Below are 15542 nucleotides of genomic sequence, written 5' to 3'. Positions count from 1 at the left end.
GCCATGACCCGAGGGACGGCATTCGACACGGTGCTGGTGGCCAACCGGGGTGAGATCGCCGTGCGGATCATCCGCACGCTGCGCCGCCTCGGCCTGACCTCCGTCGCCGTGTACAGCGACGCGGACGCCGACGCGCGCCATGTGGCCGAGGCGGACAGCGCGGTGCGCCTCGGCCCGGCGCCGGCGGCCGAGAGCTATCTCGACGTGGCCCGGCTGCTCGCGGCGGCCGAGCGCGGCGGCGCCCAGGCCGTGCACCCCGGCTACGGCTTCCTCGCCGAGAACGCGGCCTTCGCCCGCGCGGTCACCGAGGCCGGTCTTGTCTTCGTCGGCCCGCCGGCCGAGGCGATCGAGGTGATGGGCGACAAGATCCGCGCCAAGGACGCCGTCCGCGCCGCCGGCGTCCCCGTGGTGCCCGGCGGGCACGGCGCCGACCTGGCGTCGGCCGCCGTCGCGTTGGGGATGCCGGTGCTGCTCAAGCCCTCGGCTGGCGGCGGCGGCAAGGGGATGCGGCTGGTCAGGGACGCCGCGCTGCTGCCCGACGAGATCGCCGCCGCCCAGCGGGCCGCGCTGGCCGCCTTCGGCGACGACACGTTGCTGGTGGAGCGCTGGATCGACCGGCCGCGCCATATCGAGATCCAGATTCTGGCGGACGACCGGGGGCGCGTCCTCCATCTGGGGGAGCGCGAGTGTTCGTTGCAGCGCCGGCACCAGAAGATCGTCGAGGAGGCGCCCAGCCCGCTGCTGGACGCGGAGACGCGGGCGGCGATGGGCCGGGCGGCGGCGCGGGCCGCCGAGGCCTGCGGCTACCGGGGCGCGGGCACCGTGGAGTTCATCGTCGCCGGCCACGGGGTGGGCGCCGAGCACTACTTCATGGAGATGAACACCCGGCTCCAGGTCGAGCATCCGGTCACCGAGCTGATCACCGGGCTCGATCTGGTGGAGTGGCAGCTGCGGATCGCGGCCGGTGAGGAACTGCCGTTCCGGCAGGACGAGATCACGTTCGCCGGCCATGCCGTGGAGGCCAGGATCTGCGCCGAGAGCGCCCGGGTCACGGAGGTGGACGGGGCGCGCCGGGTGGACTTCCTGCCCTCGTCCGGGCCCGTGCTGCTGCTGCGGGAGCCGGCCGGCGAGGGGATCAGGGTGGACTCGGGGATCGCCGAGGGCACCGAGGTCAGCGCGCACTACGATCCGCTGCTCGCCAAGGTCGTCGCGCACGGCCCCGACCGGCCCACCGCGCTGCGCCGGCTGCGCGCCGCGCTGGCCGACACCACCGTGCTGGGCGTGGACACCAACACCGGTTTCCTGCGGGCCCTGTTGGACCACCCGAGGGTGGTCTCCGGGGCGTTGGACACCGGTCTGGTCGACGCCTGCGCCGGCGATCTGGTGGGCGACGAGGTGCCCGACGAGGTGTATGTCGCCGCCGCCCTGCTGCGGCAGCGGGAGCTGGCCCCCGCGCCGCGCGCCGACGGCTGGACCGATCCGTTCTCCGCGCCCTCCGGCTGGCGTCTCGGCGGCGCGCCGGCCGAGGTCCCGCATCGGCTGCGGGCCCAGGGCGGCGAGCCGGTGACGGTGTGGCTGCGCGAGGGGCGGGCGCGCGTCGGGGAGGGCCCCGAGGTGCCGGCGCGGCTCCTCTCGGCGGAGGAGGGGAGCGCGCGCCTGGACTACGGGGGGCGCGTGTCACGTCTCACGCACGCCCCTGGCGCCGGCGGCCGTTGGCTCGGTCTCGACGGCACGGCCTGGCAGGTGCGGGAGCACGATCCGGTGCTCTCCCGCGCCTCGGCGGGCGAGCCGGGCGCCGAGTCCCTGACCGCGCCCATGCCCGGCACGGTCACGGTGGTCAAGGCCGCCGTGGGCGACGAGGTGGTGGCCGGTCAGAGCCTGCTGGTGGTGGAGGCCATGAAGATGGAACACCCGATCGTCGCCCCGCACGACGGTACGGTCTCCGCCTGCGAGGTGTCCGTCGGGGACACCGTGGCGATGGACCAACCGCTGGCCCGGGTCACTCCGCACGCGGCGAAGGAGAAGGCATGACGGCACCGACCCTGCCCGCCCGGGTCAGGATCCACGAGGTGGGTCCCCGGGACGGGTTGCAGAACGAGTCGAGGGTGATCCCGGTCGAGGTCAAGGCGGAGTTCATCCGCCGGCTGGTCGACGCCGGCCTCGACACCGTCGAGGCGACCAGCTTCGTCCACCCGAAGTGGGTCCCCCAACTGGCGGACGCCGAGGAGCTGTTCCCGCTGGTGCGGGAGCTGCCCGCGCAGCTGCCGGTGCTGGTGCCCAACGAACGGGGGCTGGCGCGGGCGCTGGAGCTCGGCGCTCGGCGGGTCGCCGTCTTCGCCTCCGTCACCGAGTCCTTCGCGCGGGCCAACCTCAACCGCACGGTGGCCGAGTCGCTCGCCATGTTCGCGCCCGTGGTGGCCCGCGCCAACGCGGAGGGGCTCGCGGTGCGCGGCTATCTGTCGATGTGCTTCGGCGACCCCTGGGAGGGCGAGGTCCCCCTCGCCCAGGTGGTCGAGGTCGCGGTGCGGCTGCGCGAGCTCGGCTGTGGCGAGCTGAGCCTGGGCGACACCATCGGGGTGGCGACGCCGGGACGCGTCGTCGAGCTGCTGACCGCGCTGAACGCCGCGGGGCTCCCGACGGACGGTCTCGCCGTCCACTTCCACGACACCTACGGCCAGGCGTTGGCCAACACCCTGGCCGCCCTCCAACACGGCGTCACCGTCGTCGACGCCTCGGCCGGCGGTCTCGGCGGCTGCCCGTTCGCCCGCAGCGCCACCGGCAACCTCGCCACCGAGGACCTGCTGTGGATGCTGCGGGGCCTCGGCATCGAGACCGGCGTCGATCTCGACCGGCTCGTCGCCACCAGCCGCTGGCTCGCCGACCGGCTCGGCCGGCCGAGCCCCTCGCGCACGGTCACCGCGCTCTCCCACAAGGAGCCCTGACGGCCCTGAGCCTCTGACAAAGGAGTCACCCATGTCCCTCGACCACCGCCTCACCCCCGAGCACGAGGAACTCCGCCGCACCGTCGAGGCGTTCGCCCACGATGTGGTGGCTCCCAAGATCGGCGAGTTCTACGAGCGCCACGAGTTCCCCTACGACATCGTCCGCGAGATGGGCCGCATGGGCCTCTTCGGGCTGCCGTTCCCCGAGGAGTACGGGGGGATGGGGGGCGACTACCTGGCGCTGTGCCTGGCGATCGAGGAGTTGGCCCGGGTGGACTCCTCGGTGGCGATCACGCTGGAGGCCGGCGTCTCGCTCGGCGCCATGCCGATCTTCCGGTTCGGCACCGAGGAGCAGCGCCGGCGCTGGCTGCCCGGGCTCTGCTCGGGGGAGGCGCTGGGCGCCTTCGGCCTCACCGAGCCGGACTGCGGCTCGGACGCGGGCGGTACCCGCACCACGGCCAGGCGGGACGGCGGAGACGACGGGGAATGGGTGATCAACGGCACCAAGAGCTTCATCACCAACTCCGGCACCGACATCACCGGGCTGATCACGGTCACCGCCGTGACGGGCCGCAAGCCGGACGGGGCGCCGCTGATCTCCACCATCGTCGTGCCCTCGGGCACCCCCGGGCTCACCGTGGCGCCCGGCTACTCCAAGGTGGGCTGGAACGCCTCGGACACCAGGGAGCTGTCCTTCGTCGACGTACGCGTCCCCGCGTCGCATCTGCTGGGCGAGGAGGGCCGCGGCTATGCCCAGTTCCTCAGCATCCTGGACGAGGGCCGGATCGCGATCGCGGCCCTGGCCACCGGCCTGGCGCAGGGCTGCCTGGACGAGTCCCTCTCCTACGCCGCCAGCCGCACGGCCTTCGGCCGGCCGATCGGCGACAACCAGGTGATCGAGTTCAAGCTGGCCGACATGGCGACCCGGGCGTACACCGCGCGGATCGCCTGGCGCGACGCGGCCTCCCGGCTGCTGGCCGGCGAGCCGTTCAAGACGGAGGCGGCGATGGCCAAGCTGCACGCCTCGGACATCGCGGTGACCAACGCCCGCGAGGCCACCCAGATCCACGGCGGCTACGGCTTCATGAACGAGTACCCGGTGGCCCGGATGTGGCGCGACGCCAAGATCCTCGAAATCGGCGAGGGCACCAGCGAGGTCCAGCGCATGCTGATCGCACGCCACCTCAAGGCGAACAAGTGAGGCACTTTCTGCTGGGCTTCCCTGGCCCGTTGCGGGACCGGCTGGTGGCCGCCGTCCTCAGCGGGTCGAAGGTCGCCACCACCGGCCTGCTGGCGGAGTACCAGCGGGACGACGAGCCGCTCGCCCGGGTCGGTGAGCGGCAGCTGCTGATCGACTCGGACGGTCGGGCGGTGGCCGAGCTGGAGATCACCGGGGTCCGGGTGGTGCCGCTCGGCGAGATCGACCTCGCCCACGCCAGGGACGAGGGGGAGGGGCACCGCACCGTCGGCGAGTGGCGGGCCGATCACGAGGCGTTCTGGCAGGGCGCGGAGCTGCGGGCCGAGCTGGGGCAGCCGGACTTCGCGGTGACGGACGCCACCGAAGTGGTCGTCGAACGCTTCCGGGTGGTGCGGCTGCTGGATCAGCCGGCGGGCGGCTCCGTGCGCTGAGGGGCGGGGAGGCCGAAGAGGGGGAGGCAGGGGGCGAGTCCGGTGAGGGTGGCCCGGTGGTGCTCGACGGTGCGCCAGCGGTCGGCGGTCAGGCGGACCCGCCGCATGACGGCTGGCCGGCCGCGGACCAGCTGGCGCTCCACGCCGTCCGCGACATAGCCGAGCTTGGTCGAGACGCGGTGCGAGGCCGGGTTGTCCTGGAAGGCGCCGGAGACCGCGTCCCCGGCGCCGAGCCCGTCGAAGGCCAGCGTGAGCACGGCGGCGCGCATCTCGGTGCCGATGCCCCGGCCCTGGTGTGCCCGGCCGACCCAGGAGGCGGTGGCCACCTCCCGCAGGCTGCGGAAGTCGCGTGCCCACAGGGACTGGCGACCCACCGCCCGTCCGTCCTCGAAGACCGTGAGGTTCAGCTGCCAGTTGTCCGGGGTCCAGTTTCCCAACCTGCGCCAGTGGTGTTGGACCACCGAACGGGCACGTTCGGCCGGTGGGAGGTCGCTCCAGGGCACGCTGAACGGCATCAGCTCCGGATCGTGCAGCCCGGCGGCGGCGAGGTCGGCCAACTCGGCCAGCTCCTCGGGCCCGGGCAGCCGTAGCCGCAGGCGGGGCGTGTCGAGGCGAAGCCCCAGAAGCGGCCAGTGATCGATCAGCATGGGGCATTCTCGATACCAACGCGCCACCCGCGCATCCCATTTGGTCGGCGGATCTGTCGGAAAGCCGGCCGATGAACGGACACTCTCTGGCATCCCGCCCGGGGGCGGCTGCGAGAATCGGACCATGGTCGCCATGGCAGAGATCAGTCAACCGTCCGGCGCTTGGTACTTCGAGGGCGATGTGCTGCGCATCGTGCCCGGACACGGCAAGGGCGTGCATCTGTTGCGTGCCTCGCTCGGCGAGCTGGTGGTGCCGCTCACCGCCGTGGCGTCGATCTCCCACGAGTCGGGACGCAAGAGCGGCCGGCTCCGGCTGCGGCTGCGCGGCGGCGCCGATCCCCTGGTGCAGGCCACCGGCGGCCAGCTCCCCGACGCGGCCGACCCCTACCAGCTTGAGGTGCGGGGGGACCGCTCGGGGGTCGCCGAGTACCTGGTGGAGGCGGTGCGGGACGCCCTGCTGATCGAGCAGGTGCAGAACGGTCCGTGCGACCGCTATCTGCTGCCGGGCCCGAGCGTCCCGCTGACCCTGCACGCCTCCGACGGCGAGGTGGTCTTCGACGGGGACGAGGTGCGGATCTCCTGGAACTGGGGCGCCGAGGAGAGCAAGAAGAGCGCAGGCCCGCGCACCCTGGCCCTCGACGACCTGGCCGCCGTGCAGTGGACCCCGCCCGTCGGCTGGGAGAACGGTTCGGTGCGCTTTCTGCCCAAGGGCGCGGCGCACGCCGCCGTGAAGCCGGCGCACGACCCCAACAGCGTGGTGCTCTGGGGGCTGAAGATGGCCAAGGACATCGCCGAGTCCGCCCTGCTGGCCGCCGCGGTGATGGCACGGCTGCCGCATCCGCTGGCGTCCACGCTGCGCGAGTTGGAGAAGGCCCCGGCCGAGACGAGGGAGGCGCCGGCCGGCGACCACGACACCGTCCTGCGCCGGCTGCGCGAGTTGAGCGAGCTGCACCGTTCGGGGGTGCTGACGGACGAGGAGTTCACCGCGGCCAAGAAGGCGATGATCGATCGGCTCTAGCCGTTCTCCAGCGTTTGCGACACGTCCCTGCCCGATATCGGGCAGGATTGTTGCGAAAGTCGGCGACGATCCGCACTATCGAGGAGTGCCCGAACGTCGTACGCCTCATGATGACCTCGTGGACCACCTGGTGCGCAGCAGCACGCTCACGCGTGGCGAAGCAGCACGGGTGGTCCTCGATGTGTTGGCGTATTTCGACGAGACCACCGAGGAGTTCGTTCGTCGTCGGCACCGTGAGCTGCGCGCCCACGGGCTGACCAACGAGGGGATCTTCGAGCGGATCGCGGACGAGCTGCCCCACCGCGCGGTGGCCCCGCCGACGCTGTCCCTGCGGCAGTTGCGGCGGATCGTCTACGGATAGCGGGGCCGTCCGGAGGGCGCGGACGGATGGGCAGGCAGCCAGGAGAACAACCAGCAGGAGGAAACCCCATGTGCGGAATCGTTGGATATATCGGCAAAAGGGATGTCGCCCCGCTCCTGCTGGAGGGCCTCCAACGCCTTGAGTACCGAGGCTATGACTCCGCCGGTATCGCCATCCACAGCAGTGGCAAGGGCGGCGGGCTGAAGACGACGAAGGCCGCGGGCCGGGTGCGCGAGCTGGAGCAGCGGCTGCCGGCCAGGTTCGCCGGCACCGCCGGCATCGCGCACACCCGCTGGGCCACCCATGGGGCGCCCAACGACACCAACGCCCACCCGCACCTGGACGGCGCCGGCCAGGTCGCCGTCGTACACAACGGCATCATCGACAACTCGGCCGAGCTGCGCGCCAAGCTCGCCGCCGACGGCATCCCGCTGGCCTCCGACACCGACACCGAGGTGCTGGCCCATCTGATCGCCCGCGCCCAGGCCGCCACCCTGGAGGAGAAGGTCCGCGAGGCGCTGCGCTATGTCGAGGGCACCTACGGCATCGCGGTGCTGCACGCCGAGTTCCCCGACCGGATCGTGGTGGCCCGCAACGGCTCCCCCGTGGTGCTCGGCATCGGTGAGAAGGAGATGTTCGTCGCCTCCGACGTGGCGGCGCTGGTCAGCCACACCCGCCAGGTGATCACCCTGGACGACGGCGAGATGGCCACCCTCAAGGCCGACGACTACCGCACCTACACCACCGACGGCAGCCGCACCGCCGCCGCGCCCACCACCGTGGAGTGGGAGGCGGAGAGCTATGACATGGGTGGCCACGACACCTATATGCACAAGGAGATCGCCGAGCAGCCCGACGCCGTCGACCGGGTGCTGCGCGGCCGGATCGACGACCGCTTCGCCACCGTCCGGCTGGGTGGGCTCAACCTGGACGCCCGCGCCGCCCGGGGGGTGCGCCGGGTGAAGATCCTCGGCTGCGGCTCGGCCTACCACGCCGGCCTGATCGGCGCCCAGCTGATCGAGGAGCTGGCCCGCATCCCGGCCGACGCCGAACCGGCCAGTGAGTTCCGCTACCGCAACGCGGTGGTGGACCCCGACACCCTCTACATCGCGACCAGCCAGTCGGGCGAGACCTACGACACCCTGGCGGCCGTCCAGGAGCTGAAGCGCAAGGGCGCCATGGTCCTCGGTGTGGTCAACGTGGTGGGCTCCGCCATCGCCAGGGAGACCGACGGCGGGGTCTATGTGCACGCCGGGCCCGAGGTGTGCGTGGTCTCCACCAAGTGCTTCACCAACACCGCCGTCGCCTTCGCCCTGCTGGCGCTCCACCTCGGCCGGATCCGCGACCTGTCGGTCGCCGACGGCCGACGGATCATCGAGGGCCTGCGCAAGCTGCCCGAGCAGATCGGCGAGGTGCTGAAGGAGGAGGCGCGGATCGCCGAACTGGCCCGCGACATCGCCGGTTCCAAGAGCATGATGTTCGTCGGCCGGGTGCGTGGGTTCCCGGTGGCCAAGGAGGCCTCCCTCAAGCTCAAGGAGGTCTCCTACATCCACGCCGAGGCGTACCCCGCCTCCGAGCTGAAGCACGGACCGCTGGCGCTGATCGAGCCGGCGGTGCCCACCGTGGCGATCATCCCCAACGACGAGCTGCTGGAGAAGAACCGGGCCACCCTGGAGGAGATCAAGGCCCGCAGCGGGCGCATCCTGGCGGTGGCCCACGAGGAGCAGGCCAAGGCGGACGACACCATTGTGGTGCCGCGCAACGAGCCGGAGCTGGACCCGGTGCTGATGGGCATCCCCCTGCAACTGCTGGCGTACCACACGGCGTTGGCCCTGGGCCGGGACATCGACAAGCCGCGGAACCTCGCCAAGTCGGTGACCGTGGAGTGAGCCTCCCCGCCGACGGCTGAGGTCTGCTGGTCGACAGCCGGACCGCGACGAAAGGCGGCGGCCCCCGGGGGAGTGCGTGCCACCATACGCATCCCCGGGGGCCGCCCCAGGTTGCCGGCGTCGCCCATTACGCCGGCAGGGGAGAGCCGCGACCGGGTCCGTCACCTCCCGGCCGGCGGCCTGAGCCGTCAGATCCGCCCCGCTGAGAGCGGATATGCGGAGCTGGTCTCACCTTTATGCCCATCACAAACGCACAATCCACGTCCGGGAGTCGGTGAATTTGGTGAATGGTCGGTGAGTGCGGCCGGGAGACCGGCCCCGAGGGGCCGGTGAGCACCCGGAGGTCGCGAGGGGCCCCTGTGACGGCGCGGACGGCGCGGATGGCGCCGAGGGCGCCGATGGCACGGACGCGGGCGGGCCGGGTCAGGGGATGACGATCACCGGGCGCTGGGCGCGGCGGGCCAGGCGGCCCGAGACCGAGCCGAAGACGCGGCTCAGCAGGCCCTGGGTGGTGCCGACGACGATGGCGTTGGCCGCGTACTCGCGGCCCACCTCCTCCAGCTCGTGGCAGATGTCGCCGCCACGCTCCAGCAGCACCCAGGGGAGCTCCGAGAGGTGCTCGGCGCAGGACAGCTCCAGGCCGAGCACCTCCGTGCGGTGATCGGGCACATCGACCAGGGCGGGCGGCTCGCAGCCGGCCCAGACCGTCGTCGGCAGCCGGTTGGCCACATGCACGATGATCAGGCCCGCCTGGGAGCGCTGGGCCAGCCCTGCGGCGTACGCGAGCGCGCGTTCACTGGACGTGGAGCCGTCGAAGCCGACGACCACGCCGTGCTGGAACGCGGGATCACGCGCGGCGTGGTCCTCGGGCGCCGGGTCGGGCGTGTCGGAGGGTTCGGCGACGCGCCTGCGATCCGCTGGTTCGGGGAACTCGTATCCAGCCATCGGAGCCTCAGCGGTGGGTCGGTGAGAAAACCTCGTGAATGTGTACAAGCTGGGGGCGGAGCGGGTGAAGGGGGAGGAGGATACTCCATCTCCTCACAGGTTCCACCTCCAGAGTACGGCGTTCAGGTACCTAGTTCCCAGAGATGGTGTGTACAACCCTGCAAACCGGCCCGGTGACCGTGACCGTGCAGGATGCCGCATCGGGGACGGCCGATGCAACGGTTTCGGACACTTTCGGATACCCGTGCTGCCCCAGGGTGATCGGCTTCGGTCGGGGGCGCCGAGGTCCGGGGGGAGGGGCGCATGGGTGCTCCTGTTCTGGACATGATCACACTCCGTGCCCGAGGGGATGCGGCGCGGGCGGGCGTCGAGCGCCCCCGGCGTACGCCCGGCGTGCGGTCTGAAGGTCGTGCTGACGGGTTTTATTTTCAGCCAACTTCCATGTGGACGCCTCGCCTTGCTCGCGAGACACTCCAACACCTCGGGTATACCGGCCGGATAAGCCGCCCCTGGCCTGCTGCCTTCAGAAGCGGGTGCCCGAGCGGAGAGGCGTACTTCCCCCAACTGCCGCTACGTGAAACGCTTCCTGATCGAATGCTTCGCGCCACGTTGTCATGTCGATTTAGCGCCGAGTGATGAACTTGTCCCGCCGACCTCACCCGACACAGTAGATTCGATCTTGGCAATCACGTCGGGGGAAACGTGCAGGACCGAGAGGATGCGACGACCGAGGGAACTGAGGAGCATGAGCCAGGACCCAACGCACGGCCCCGAGCCCGCTGTCAAGCTGGCTGCCCGACGCCGCCGCGAAGTCGTCGCGGTGCTGCTGTTCAGCGGCAGTCCGATGTTCGAAAGCTCCATCCCGTTGTCCGTCTTCGGCGTCGACCGCCAGGATGCCGGGGTGCCGCGTTACCGTCTGCTGGCCTGTGCCGGCGAGGACGGACCCCTGCGTACCACCGCGGGGCTCGAGCTGCGCGCGCCCTATGGGCTCGGCGCCGTGGCACGGGCCGGAACGGTGATCGTGCCAGCGTGGCGGTCCATCACCGGACCGCCGCCGGTGGCGGCGCTCACCGCCCTGCGCAGGGCGCACAGCGAGGGAGCCAGGATCGTCGGCCTGTGTACCGGGGCATTCGCCCTGGGCGCGGCCGGTCTGCTGGACGGCCGACCGGCCACCACGCACTGGATGTACGCCCCGACGCTCGCGAAGCGCTACCCGTCGGTCCATGTGGACCCCAGGGAGCTGTTCGTCGACGACGGGGACATCCTGACCTCGGCCGGCACCGCGGCCGGGATCGATCTCTGTCTCCACATAGTCCGCCAGGACCACGGTCCCGAGGCCGCGGCGGCGCTCGCCCGCCGCCTGGTGCTGCCGCCCCGCAGGGGCAACGGCACGGACGGTGGCGCGCACCGCCATCTGGACCGGTCTTTACCAGAGGACATCGGAGCCGATCCGCTGGCCGAGGTGGTGGCCTGGGCCCTGGAGCACCTCCACGAGCAGTTCGACGTGGAGACGCTGGCGGCTCGCGCGTACATGAGTCGGCGCACCTTCGACCGGAGATTCCGTTCGCTCACCGGCAGCGCGCCGTTGCAGTGGCTGATCACCCAACGGGTGCTCCAGGCGCAGCGGCTGCTGGAGGTGTCGGACTACTCGGTCGACGAGGTCGCGGGGCGCTGCGGCTTCCGCAGTCCGGTGGCTCTGCGCGGCCACTTCCGGCGGCAGTTGGGCGCCTCCCCGGCGGCGTACCGCGCCGCCTACCGGGCGCGGCAGCAGGACGGCTCCAGCCGTAACAAGCCGCTCACGGACGGCTACACGCCCCGGGTGCCGGGGCAGCGTCCACGCCCGGAGCGCTGAGGGGGGAGCGGCGAGTACGTGCCAACACGGGCCCGGAGCGGATGGACCGCGACGGGCCCGTCGCGGTGCGCGACGTAAGGTTGTTCGCATGAACGATCGCATGGTGTGGATCGACTGCGAGATGACCGGTCTCTCGCTGGCCGACGACGCGCTCGTGGAGGTCGCCGCCCTGGTGACCGACTCCGAGCTGAATGTGCTGGGCGAGGGGGTGGACGTGGTGATCCGTCCGCCGGACGCGGCGCTGGACTCGATGCCCGAGGTGGTGCGCGCCATGCATACGGCCTCGGGGCTGCTCGACGAGCTGCCGGGCGGGCGCACGCTCGCCGAGGCCGAGGAGCTGGTCCTTGAGTACGTCCGCTCGGAGGCCCCCGAGGCGGGCAAGAGCCCGCTCTGCGGGAACACCATCGGCACCGACCGGGGCTTCCTCGCCAGGGACATGCCCGCGCTCGAAGGGCATCTCCACTACCGCGTGATCGATGTGTCCTCGGTCAAGGAGCTGGCCAGGCGCTGGTATCCCAGGGCGTACTTCAACAGCCCGCAGAAGAGCGGCAACCACCGCGCGCTGGCGGACATCAGGGAGTCCATCGCCGAGCTGCGCTACTACCGCGAGGCGATCTTCGTTCCGCAGCCGGGGCCGGACTCCGAGACGGCCCGGCGGATCGCCGCCCAGCAGGTGCCCCCCGGCTAATGGCGGGCGCGAGCACCCTCCCCGAGCCTGTACACTTGTGGAGCGGTTGGCGGCGGTGCGCAGCAGGTGGAGCCCCTAGTGGGCCACCGGTGCACACTGCCCAAGCTGGTCGTGGTGGGTGTAGCTCAGTTGGTAGAGCACCTGGTTGTGGTCCAGGTGGCCGCGGGTTCAAGTCCCGTCACTCACCCCAGGAACCAAGGCCCGGCTCGCGGCGACGCGGTCGGGCCTTCGGCGTTCTCCGGCCAGTTATCCGTTCCCTGGCGACAACTTCCGGGCCCGGCCTGGTCGGTTGGCGCGCCGGGCGAGGGGGCGCGGCGCGGAGGGCGCCCCGTCCGGCGCGGCGCCGACGGATGCCGGTCGGGGCCGGGTCGCGGGTGTCCGGGGATATACGGAACGTGAGCGGGCGGCCGGCGCGCCGGGCCCTGGCATCGGGATCCACGGCGGCGCGCGGGCTTTCGTCCTCTTTGTTCGTGTGGCGGGGTGCGGGCAACGGCGCGGCGGGGCCGGTGAGTTGCCCGCAGAGGGGTAAGGGTGCTCCGGCCCGCCGCACCCGCCGCCGGCGGCGGTCAGGCCCGGTGGTGGCCCGTGCGCTGCCGGGGCAGGGCGTGCCGGGGCGGGTTGGTCAGCGTCAACTGCCGGACGATCTGGTGGAAGGCGACCAGCGCGGAGATCGGGGGCACGGCGGCCACCGCGATGTCCACCGCGGTCAGCGGCGCCTGGGCCACACAGAGGCAGACGGCGAGGCCGGAGAAGAGCACCACCACGACCCAGGAGTGCCGGGTGGTGCGCTGGTGCAGGGCGCCGCGCAGGATGCAGAGCGAGGCGACCAGCCAGGGCCCGTAGACCAGCAGCGGCCAGTAGGCGTTCAGCAGATGCGACTGTCCCGGGGCCGCCGCCTCGCGCAGCGGCTGGTAGCTCACCAGCCCGCCGAGAACGCTGAGCATCGCCACCAGCACGGCGGCCAGCGCGGCCAGGAACAGGCTCGCCCAGCGCAGCCACCGCACCTTGGCGGGCTCCCGGGCGGCGGGCACCCGGGTCCTGGCCCGGCGGTGGCGGGGCGGCGGCTGCGTCGGCAGCTCGTCCTGCTTCAGCAGGTCGGTGAGCCGCGCCGTCTCGTCGGCGAAGCCCCAGCCGCCGGCGACCGGATGGAGATCGGGGGGCAGGAAGACGCCCGTGTCCTCCGTGCCGGGCGACCAGGTCGCGCTTCGGGAGTCGTGCATCATCGGTCGCGGTCCTCGCCCTCGCGTGGCAGTGCGGTCACATCCCGCCAACGAGGCTGGCCCCTCCGGGATGTGAGGCATTGGGGTGAATGGCGTCCTGCGGGTGGCCCAACGTGCGCCCCCTTGACCGAACCGTTTCTTCCGTCCTCCGGAGTCGTTAGGACGCCTCGTTCTCCGCCGGGTGGGGCGGGGCTAGGGTTGGGCAGTCATGGACATCGCGGATTTCGAGGAGCTGTGGGATCGGGTCACCGGGACCCAGCCCACCCCCGAGTTGTGGCTCATAGTCGGGACGGCCGTCGTCGCGTTGGCGGCGGTCGTGCCGTTCGGCGCGTGGCGGTTGGCCCGGAACACCATCACCATCGCGCACGAGGGCGGGCACGGCCTGGTGGCGTTGCTCAGCGGGCGGCGCCTTGAGGGGATCCGGCTGCATTCGGACACTTCAGGGCTGACCGTTTCCCGGGGCAAACCCACCGGGATCGGCATGGTCCTCACCGCGGCGGCCGGCTACACGGCCCCCTCGCTGCTGGGTCTCGGCGGCGCCGCGCTGCTCGGCGAGGGGCGGATCACGGCGCTGCTGTGGGGGGCCACGGCGCTGCTGCTCGCCCTGCTGGTGATGGTGCGCAACGCCTACGGCCTGCTGACCGTGCTGCTCACCTGTGCGCTGTTCCTGCTGGTCTCCTGGCTCACCGAGCCGGAGGTGCAGGCCGCCTTCGCCTATCTGGTCGTGTGGTTCCTGCTGTTGGGCGGGGTGCGCCCGGTCTTCGAGCTACAGACGAAGCGGCGCAGGGGCGCGGCGCGCGATTCGGACGCCGACCAGCTCGCCCGGCTGACCAATGTGCCGGCCCTCGCCTGGCTGATCCTCTTTCACGCGGTCACGTTCGCCTCGTTGATCGGTGGCGCGGGGTGGCTGCTTGACCGTTGAACACCGACGATCACGGTCTGTCACGCACTAGAGTGAGGGCCATGACCGATCGCAGTGAGACCCTGGCCCACTGGCCCGCGCCTTTCGCCTCAGGCGCGGTGGACGCGACCGTGACGGTGCCCGGCTCCAAGTCGGTCACCAACCGCGCCCTGATCCTGGCGGCGCTGGCCGCCGACCCCGGCTGGCTGCGCCGCCCGCTGCGCTCCCGGGACACCCTGCTGATGGCCGAGGCGCTCCGCTCCCTCGGCATCGCCATCGAGGAGACGGTCTCCTCCAGCTCCGCCGTCTCCGGGCTGCCCGAGGGGCGGGGCGAGGCGTGGCGGGTGTTCCCGGCCAGTCCGCAGGCCCCGGCCCGGGTGGACGTGGGCAACGCGGGCACGGTGATGCGCTTTCTGCCTCCGCTGGCCGCGCTCGCCGAGGGGCCCGTCCGCTTCGACGGCGACGCCCGGTCGTACGAGCGCCCGTTGCACGGGGTGATCGACGCGCTGCGGGTGCTGGGCGCGCGGATCGACGACGAGGGGCGCGGCTCGCTGCCGATGACGGTGCTGGGCGCGGGATCGCTGGACGGCGGCCGGGTGTCCCTCGACGCCTCGTCGTCCTCGCAGTTCATCAGCGCGCTGCTGTTGTCGGCGCCGCGCTTCAACCAGGGCGTCGAGGTCCGGCATGTGGGCGAGCGGCTGCCCTCGCTGCCGCATATCCGGATGACCGTCGACATGCTGCGCCGGGCCGGCGCCCAGGTGGACACCCCGGATTCGGGGGGCGAGCCCAACGTGTGGCGGGTCACGGCGGGCGCGCTGCTCGGCCGCGATCTGGTGATCGAGCCCGATCTCTCCAACGCCCAGCCGTTCCTGGCCGCCGCGCTGATCACGGGCGGCCGGGTCACCATCCCCGACTGGCCGGCCCGCACCACGCAGCCGGGGGACGCGCTGCGTCGCCTCTTCACGGAGATGGGCGGCGTCTGCGAGCTGGACGAGCGGGGGCTGACCTTCACGGGCAGCGGTCGGGTGCTGGGCATCGACGCGGATCTGAGCGAGGTGGGGGAGCTGACCCCCGGCATCGCCGCCGTCGCGGCGCTGGCCGAGGGGGAGTCCACCCTGCGTGGCGTCGGCCATCTGCGGCTGCACGAGACGGACCGGCTGGCCGCGCTCACCGAGGAGATCAACGCGCTGGGCGGCGATGTCACCGAGACGGAGGACGGGCTGCGCATCCGCCCGCGCCCGCTGCACGGCGGCGTCTTCCGCACCTACGAGGACCACCGGCTGGCCACGGCGGGCGCGCTGCTCGGCCTGGTGGTGAAGGACATCGAGGTGGAGAACATCGCCACCACGGGCAAGACCATGCCGGACTTCCCCGAGCTGTGGCACGGCATGCTGGCCCCCGAGGGGCCAGGGGCGGCAGGGGCGAGGGACTAGGCGCGGGGCGGGCGGCG

At 72.2% G+C, this 15542-nt stretch carries 14 protein-coding genes and 1 tRNA gene; 12 read left to right on the top strand and 3 right to left on the bottom strand.

The window, feature by feature from the left end; all coding sequences use genetic code 11:
• Positions 1-3 precede the first annotated feature (3 nt).
• From K4G22_RS08880 to K4G22_RS08865, 4 genes are read left to right on the top strand one after another with little or no spacing between them, the layout of a single operon-like run.
• On the top strand, positions 4-2031 hold the full coding sequence (locus K4G22_RS08880; protein ID WP_228079343.1) for an acetyl/propionyl/methylcrotonyl-CoA carboxylase subunit alpha: 2028 nt from the start codon (positions 4-6) through the stop codon (positions 2029-2031).
• Positions 2028-2942, top strand: a complete 915-nt coding sequence (locus K4G22_RS08875) for a hydroxymethylglutaryl-CoA lyase (protein WP_228079342.1) — start codon at positions 2028-2030, stop codon at positions 2940-2942. Before K4G22_RS08880 ends, K4G22_RS08875 begins: the two co-directional genes overlap by 4 nt.
• 31 nt (positions 2943-2973) lie before the next feature.
• Entirely contained in the window at positions 2974-4143 is a 1170-nt protein-coding gene (locus K4G22_RS08870; RefSeq protein WP_228079341.1) for an acyl-CoA dehydrogenase family protein, read from the top strand.
• The gene (locus K4G22_RS08865; protein WP_228079340.1) at positions 4140-4571 is read left to right on the top strand and encodes an ASCH domain-containing protein; all 432 of its coding nucleotides are present in this window, start codon (positions 4140-4142) and stop codon (positions 4569-4571) included. The genes K4G22_RS08870 and K4G22_RS08865 overlap by 4 nt, the downstream gene beginning before the upstream one ends.
• Here the strand turns inward: K4G22_RS08865 and K4G22_RS08860 are convergent.
• Positions 4544-5218: a GNAT family N-acetyltransferase gene (locus K4G22_RS08860; protein WP_228079339.1), complete on the bottom strand. Its 675-nt coding sequence runs from the start codon at positions 5216-5218 to the stop codon at positions 4544-4546. The two genes, K4G22_RS08865 and K4G22_RS08860, sit on opposite strands and share 28 nt — an antisense overlap.
• Before the next feature lie 133 nt (positions 5219-5351).
• On the opposite strand from K4G22_RS08860, the gene K4G22_RS08855 reads away from it, so the two are divergent.
• The 3 genes from K4G22_RS08855 to glmS all read left to right on the top strand — a co-directional run bounded on the left by K4G22_RS08855 (position 5352) and on the right by glmS (position 8486).
• Positions 5352-6236 (top strand): DUF4429 domain-containing protein, encoded by an 885-nt coding sequence (locus K4G22_RS08855; RefSeq protein WP_228079338.1) that lies wholly within the window; start codon positions 5352-5354, stop codon positions 6234-6236.
• Between the two features lie 85 nt (positions 6237-6321).
• Positions 6322-6597: a hypothetical protein gene (locus tag K4G22_RS08850; protein WP_228079337.1), complete on the top strand. Its 276-nt coding sequence runs from the start codon at positions 6322-6324 to the stop codon at positions 6595-6597.
• A 68-nt stretch (positions 6598-6665) separates the two neighbouring features.
• Positions 6666-8486: a glutamine--fructose-6-phosphate transaminase (isomerizing) gene (gene glmS, locus K4G22_RS08845; protein ID WP_228079336.1), complete on the top strand. Its 1821-nt coding sequence runs from the start codon at positions 6666-6668 to the stop codon at positions 8484-8486.
• A 423-nt stretch (positions 8487-8909) separates the two neighbouring features.
• Here glmS and K4G22_RS08840 read toward each other — a convergent pair whose 3' ends face one another.
• Positions 8910-9431: a universal stress protein gene (locus tag K4G22_RS08840; protein WP_062206816.1), complete on the bottom strand. Its 522-nt coding sequence runs from the start codon at positions 9429-9431 to the stop codon at positions 8910-8912.
• 745 nt (positions 9432-10176) lie between these two features.
• Here K4G22_RS08840 and K4G22_RS08835 point away from each other — a divergent pair.
• From K4G22_RS08835 to K4G22_RS08825, 3 genes are all read left to right on the top strand, one after another.
• On the top strand, positions 10177-11283 hold the full coding sequence (locus K4G22_RS08835; protein WP_228079335.1) for a GlxA family transcriptional regulator: 1107 nt from the start codon (positions 10177-10179) through the stop codon (positions 11281-11283).
• Positions 11284-11371: 88 nt separating this feature from the next.
• Positions 11372-11971, top strand: a complete 600-nt coding sequence (gene orn / locus K4G22_RS08830; RefSeq protein ID WP_228079334.1) for an oligoribonuclease — start codon at positions 11372-11374, stop codon at positions 11969-11971.
• Positions 11972-12085: 114 nt separating this feature from the next.
• Positions 12086-12161: transfer RNA gene (locus K4G22_RS08825), tRNA-His, on the top strand.
• Between the two features lie 376 nt (positions 12162-12537).
• Here K4G22_RS08825 and K4G22_RS08820 read toward each other — a convergent pair.
• The gene (locus K4G22_RS08820; RefSeq protein WP_228079333.1) at positions 12538-13194 is read right to left on the bottom strand and encodes a DUF2637 domain-containing protein; all 657 of its coding nucleotides are present in this window, start codon (positions 13192-13194) and stop codon (positions 12538-12540) included.
• Between the two features lie 205 nt (positions 13195-13399).
• Between K4G22_RS08820 and K4G22_RS08815 the strand changes: the two genes are divergently transcribed.
• Complete coding sequence (locus K4G22_RS08815; RefSeq protein ID WP_228079332.1) at positions 13400-14113, top strand: M50 family metallopeptidase; 714 nt, start codon at positions 13400-13402, stop codon at positions 14111-14113.
• 41 nt (positions 14114-14154) lie between these two features.
• A complete protein-coding gene (gene aroA / locus K4G22_RS08810) occupies positions 14155-15525 on the top strand; it encodes a 3-phosphoshikimate 1-carboxyvinyltransferase (RefSeq protein ID WP_228079331.1) in 1371 nt (456 codons plus the stop codon).
• The last annotated feature ends 17 nt before the right edge of the window (positions 15526-15542 follow it).

This window comes from Streptomyces profundus (genome assembly GCF_020740535.1).
Classification (GTDB): domain Bacteria; phylum Actinomycetota; class Actinomycetes; order Streptomycetales; family Streptomycetaceae; genus Streptomyces; species Streptomyces profundus.
This window is presented reverse-complemented; position numbering and strand designations above follow the sequence as displayed.

Excerpts from the sequence above, each read along its gene's own strand:
- K4G22_RS08880 (WP_228079343.1), top strand. The coding sequence starts at position 4 with ATGACCCGAGGGACGGCATTCGACACGGTGCTGGTGGCCAACCGGGGT.
- K4G22_RS08875 (WP_228079342.1), top strand. The coding sequence starts at position 2,028 with ATGACGGCACCGACCCTGCCCGCCCGGGTCAGGATCCACGAGGTGGGT.
- K4G22_RS08870 (WP_228079341.1), top strand. The coding sequence starts at position 2,974 with ATGTCCCTCGACCACCGCCTCACCCCCGAGCACGAGGAACTCCGCCGC.
- K4G22_RS08860 (WP_228079339.1), bottom strand. The coding sequence starts at position 5,218 with ATGCTGATCGATCACTGGCCGCTTCTGGGGCTTCGCCTCGACACGCCC.
- K4G22_RS08855 (WP_228079338.1), top strand. The coding sequence starts at position 5,352 with ATGGCAGAGATCAGTCAACCGTCCGGCGCTTGGTACTTCGAGGGCGAT.
- glmS (WP_228079336.1), top strand. The coding sequence starts at position 6,666 with ATGTGCGGAATCGTTGGATATATCGGCAAAAGGGATGTCGCCCCGCTC.
- K4G22_RS08840 (WP_062206816.1), bottom strand. The coding sequence starts at position 9,431 with ATGGCTGGATACGAGTTCCCCGAACCAGCGGATCGCAGGCGCGTCGCC.
- K4G22_RS08835 (WP_228079335.1), top strand. The coding sequence starts at position 10,177 with ATGAGCCAGGACCCAACGCACGGCCCCGAGCCCGCTGTCAAGCTGGCT.
- orn (WP_228079334.1), top strand. The coding sequence starts at position 11,372 with ATGAACGATCGCATGGTGTGGATCGACTGCGAGATGACCGGTCTCTCG.
- K4G22_RS08820 (WP_228079333.1), bottom strand. The coding sequence starts at position 13,194 with ATGATGCACGACTCCCGAAGCGCGACCTGGTCGCCCGGCACGGAGGAC.
- K4G22_RS08815 (WP_228079332.1), top strand. The coding sequence starts at position 13,400 with ATGGACATCGCGGATTTCGAGGAGCTGTGGGATCGGGTCACCGGGACC.
- aroA (WP_228079331.1), top strand. The coding sequence starts at position 14,155 with ATGACCGATCGCAGTGAGACCCTGGCCCACTGGCCCGCGCCTTTCGCC.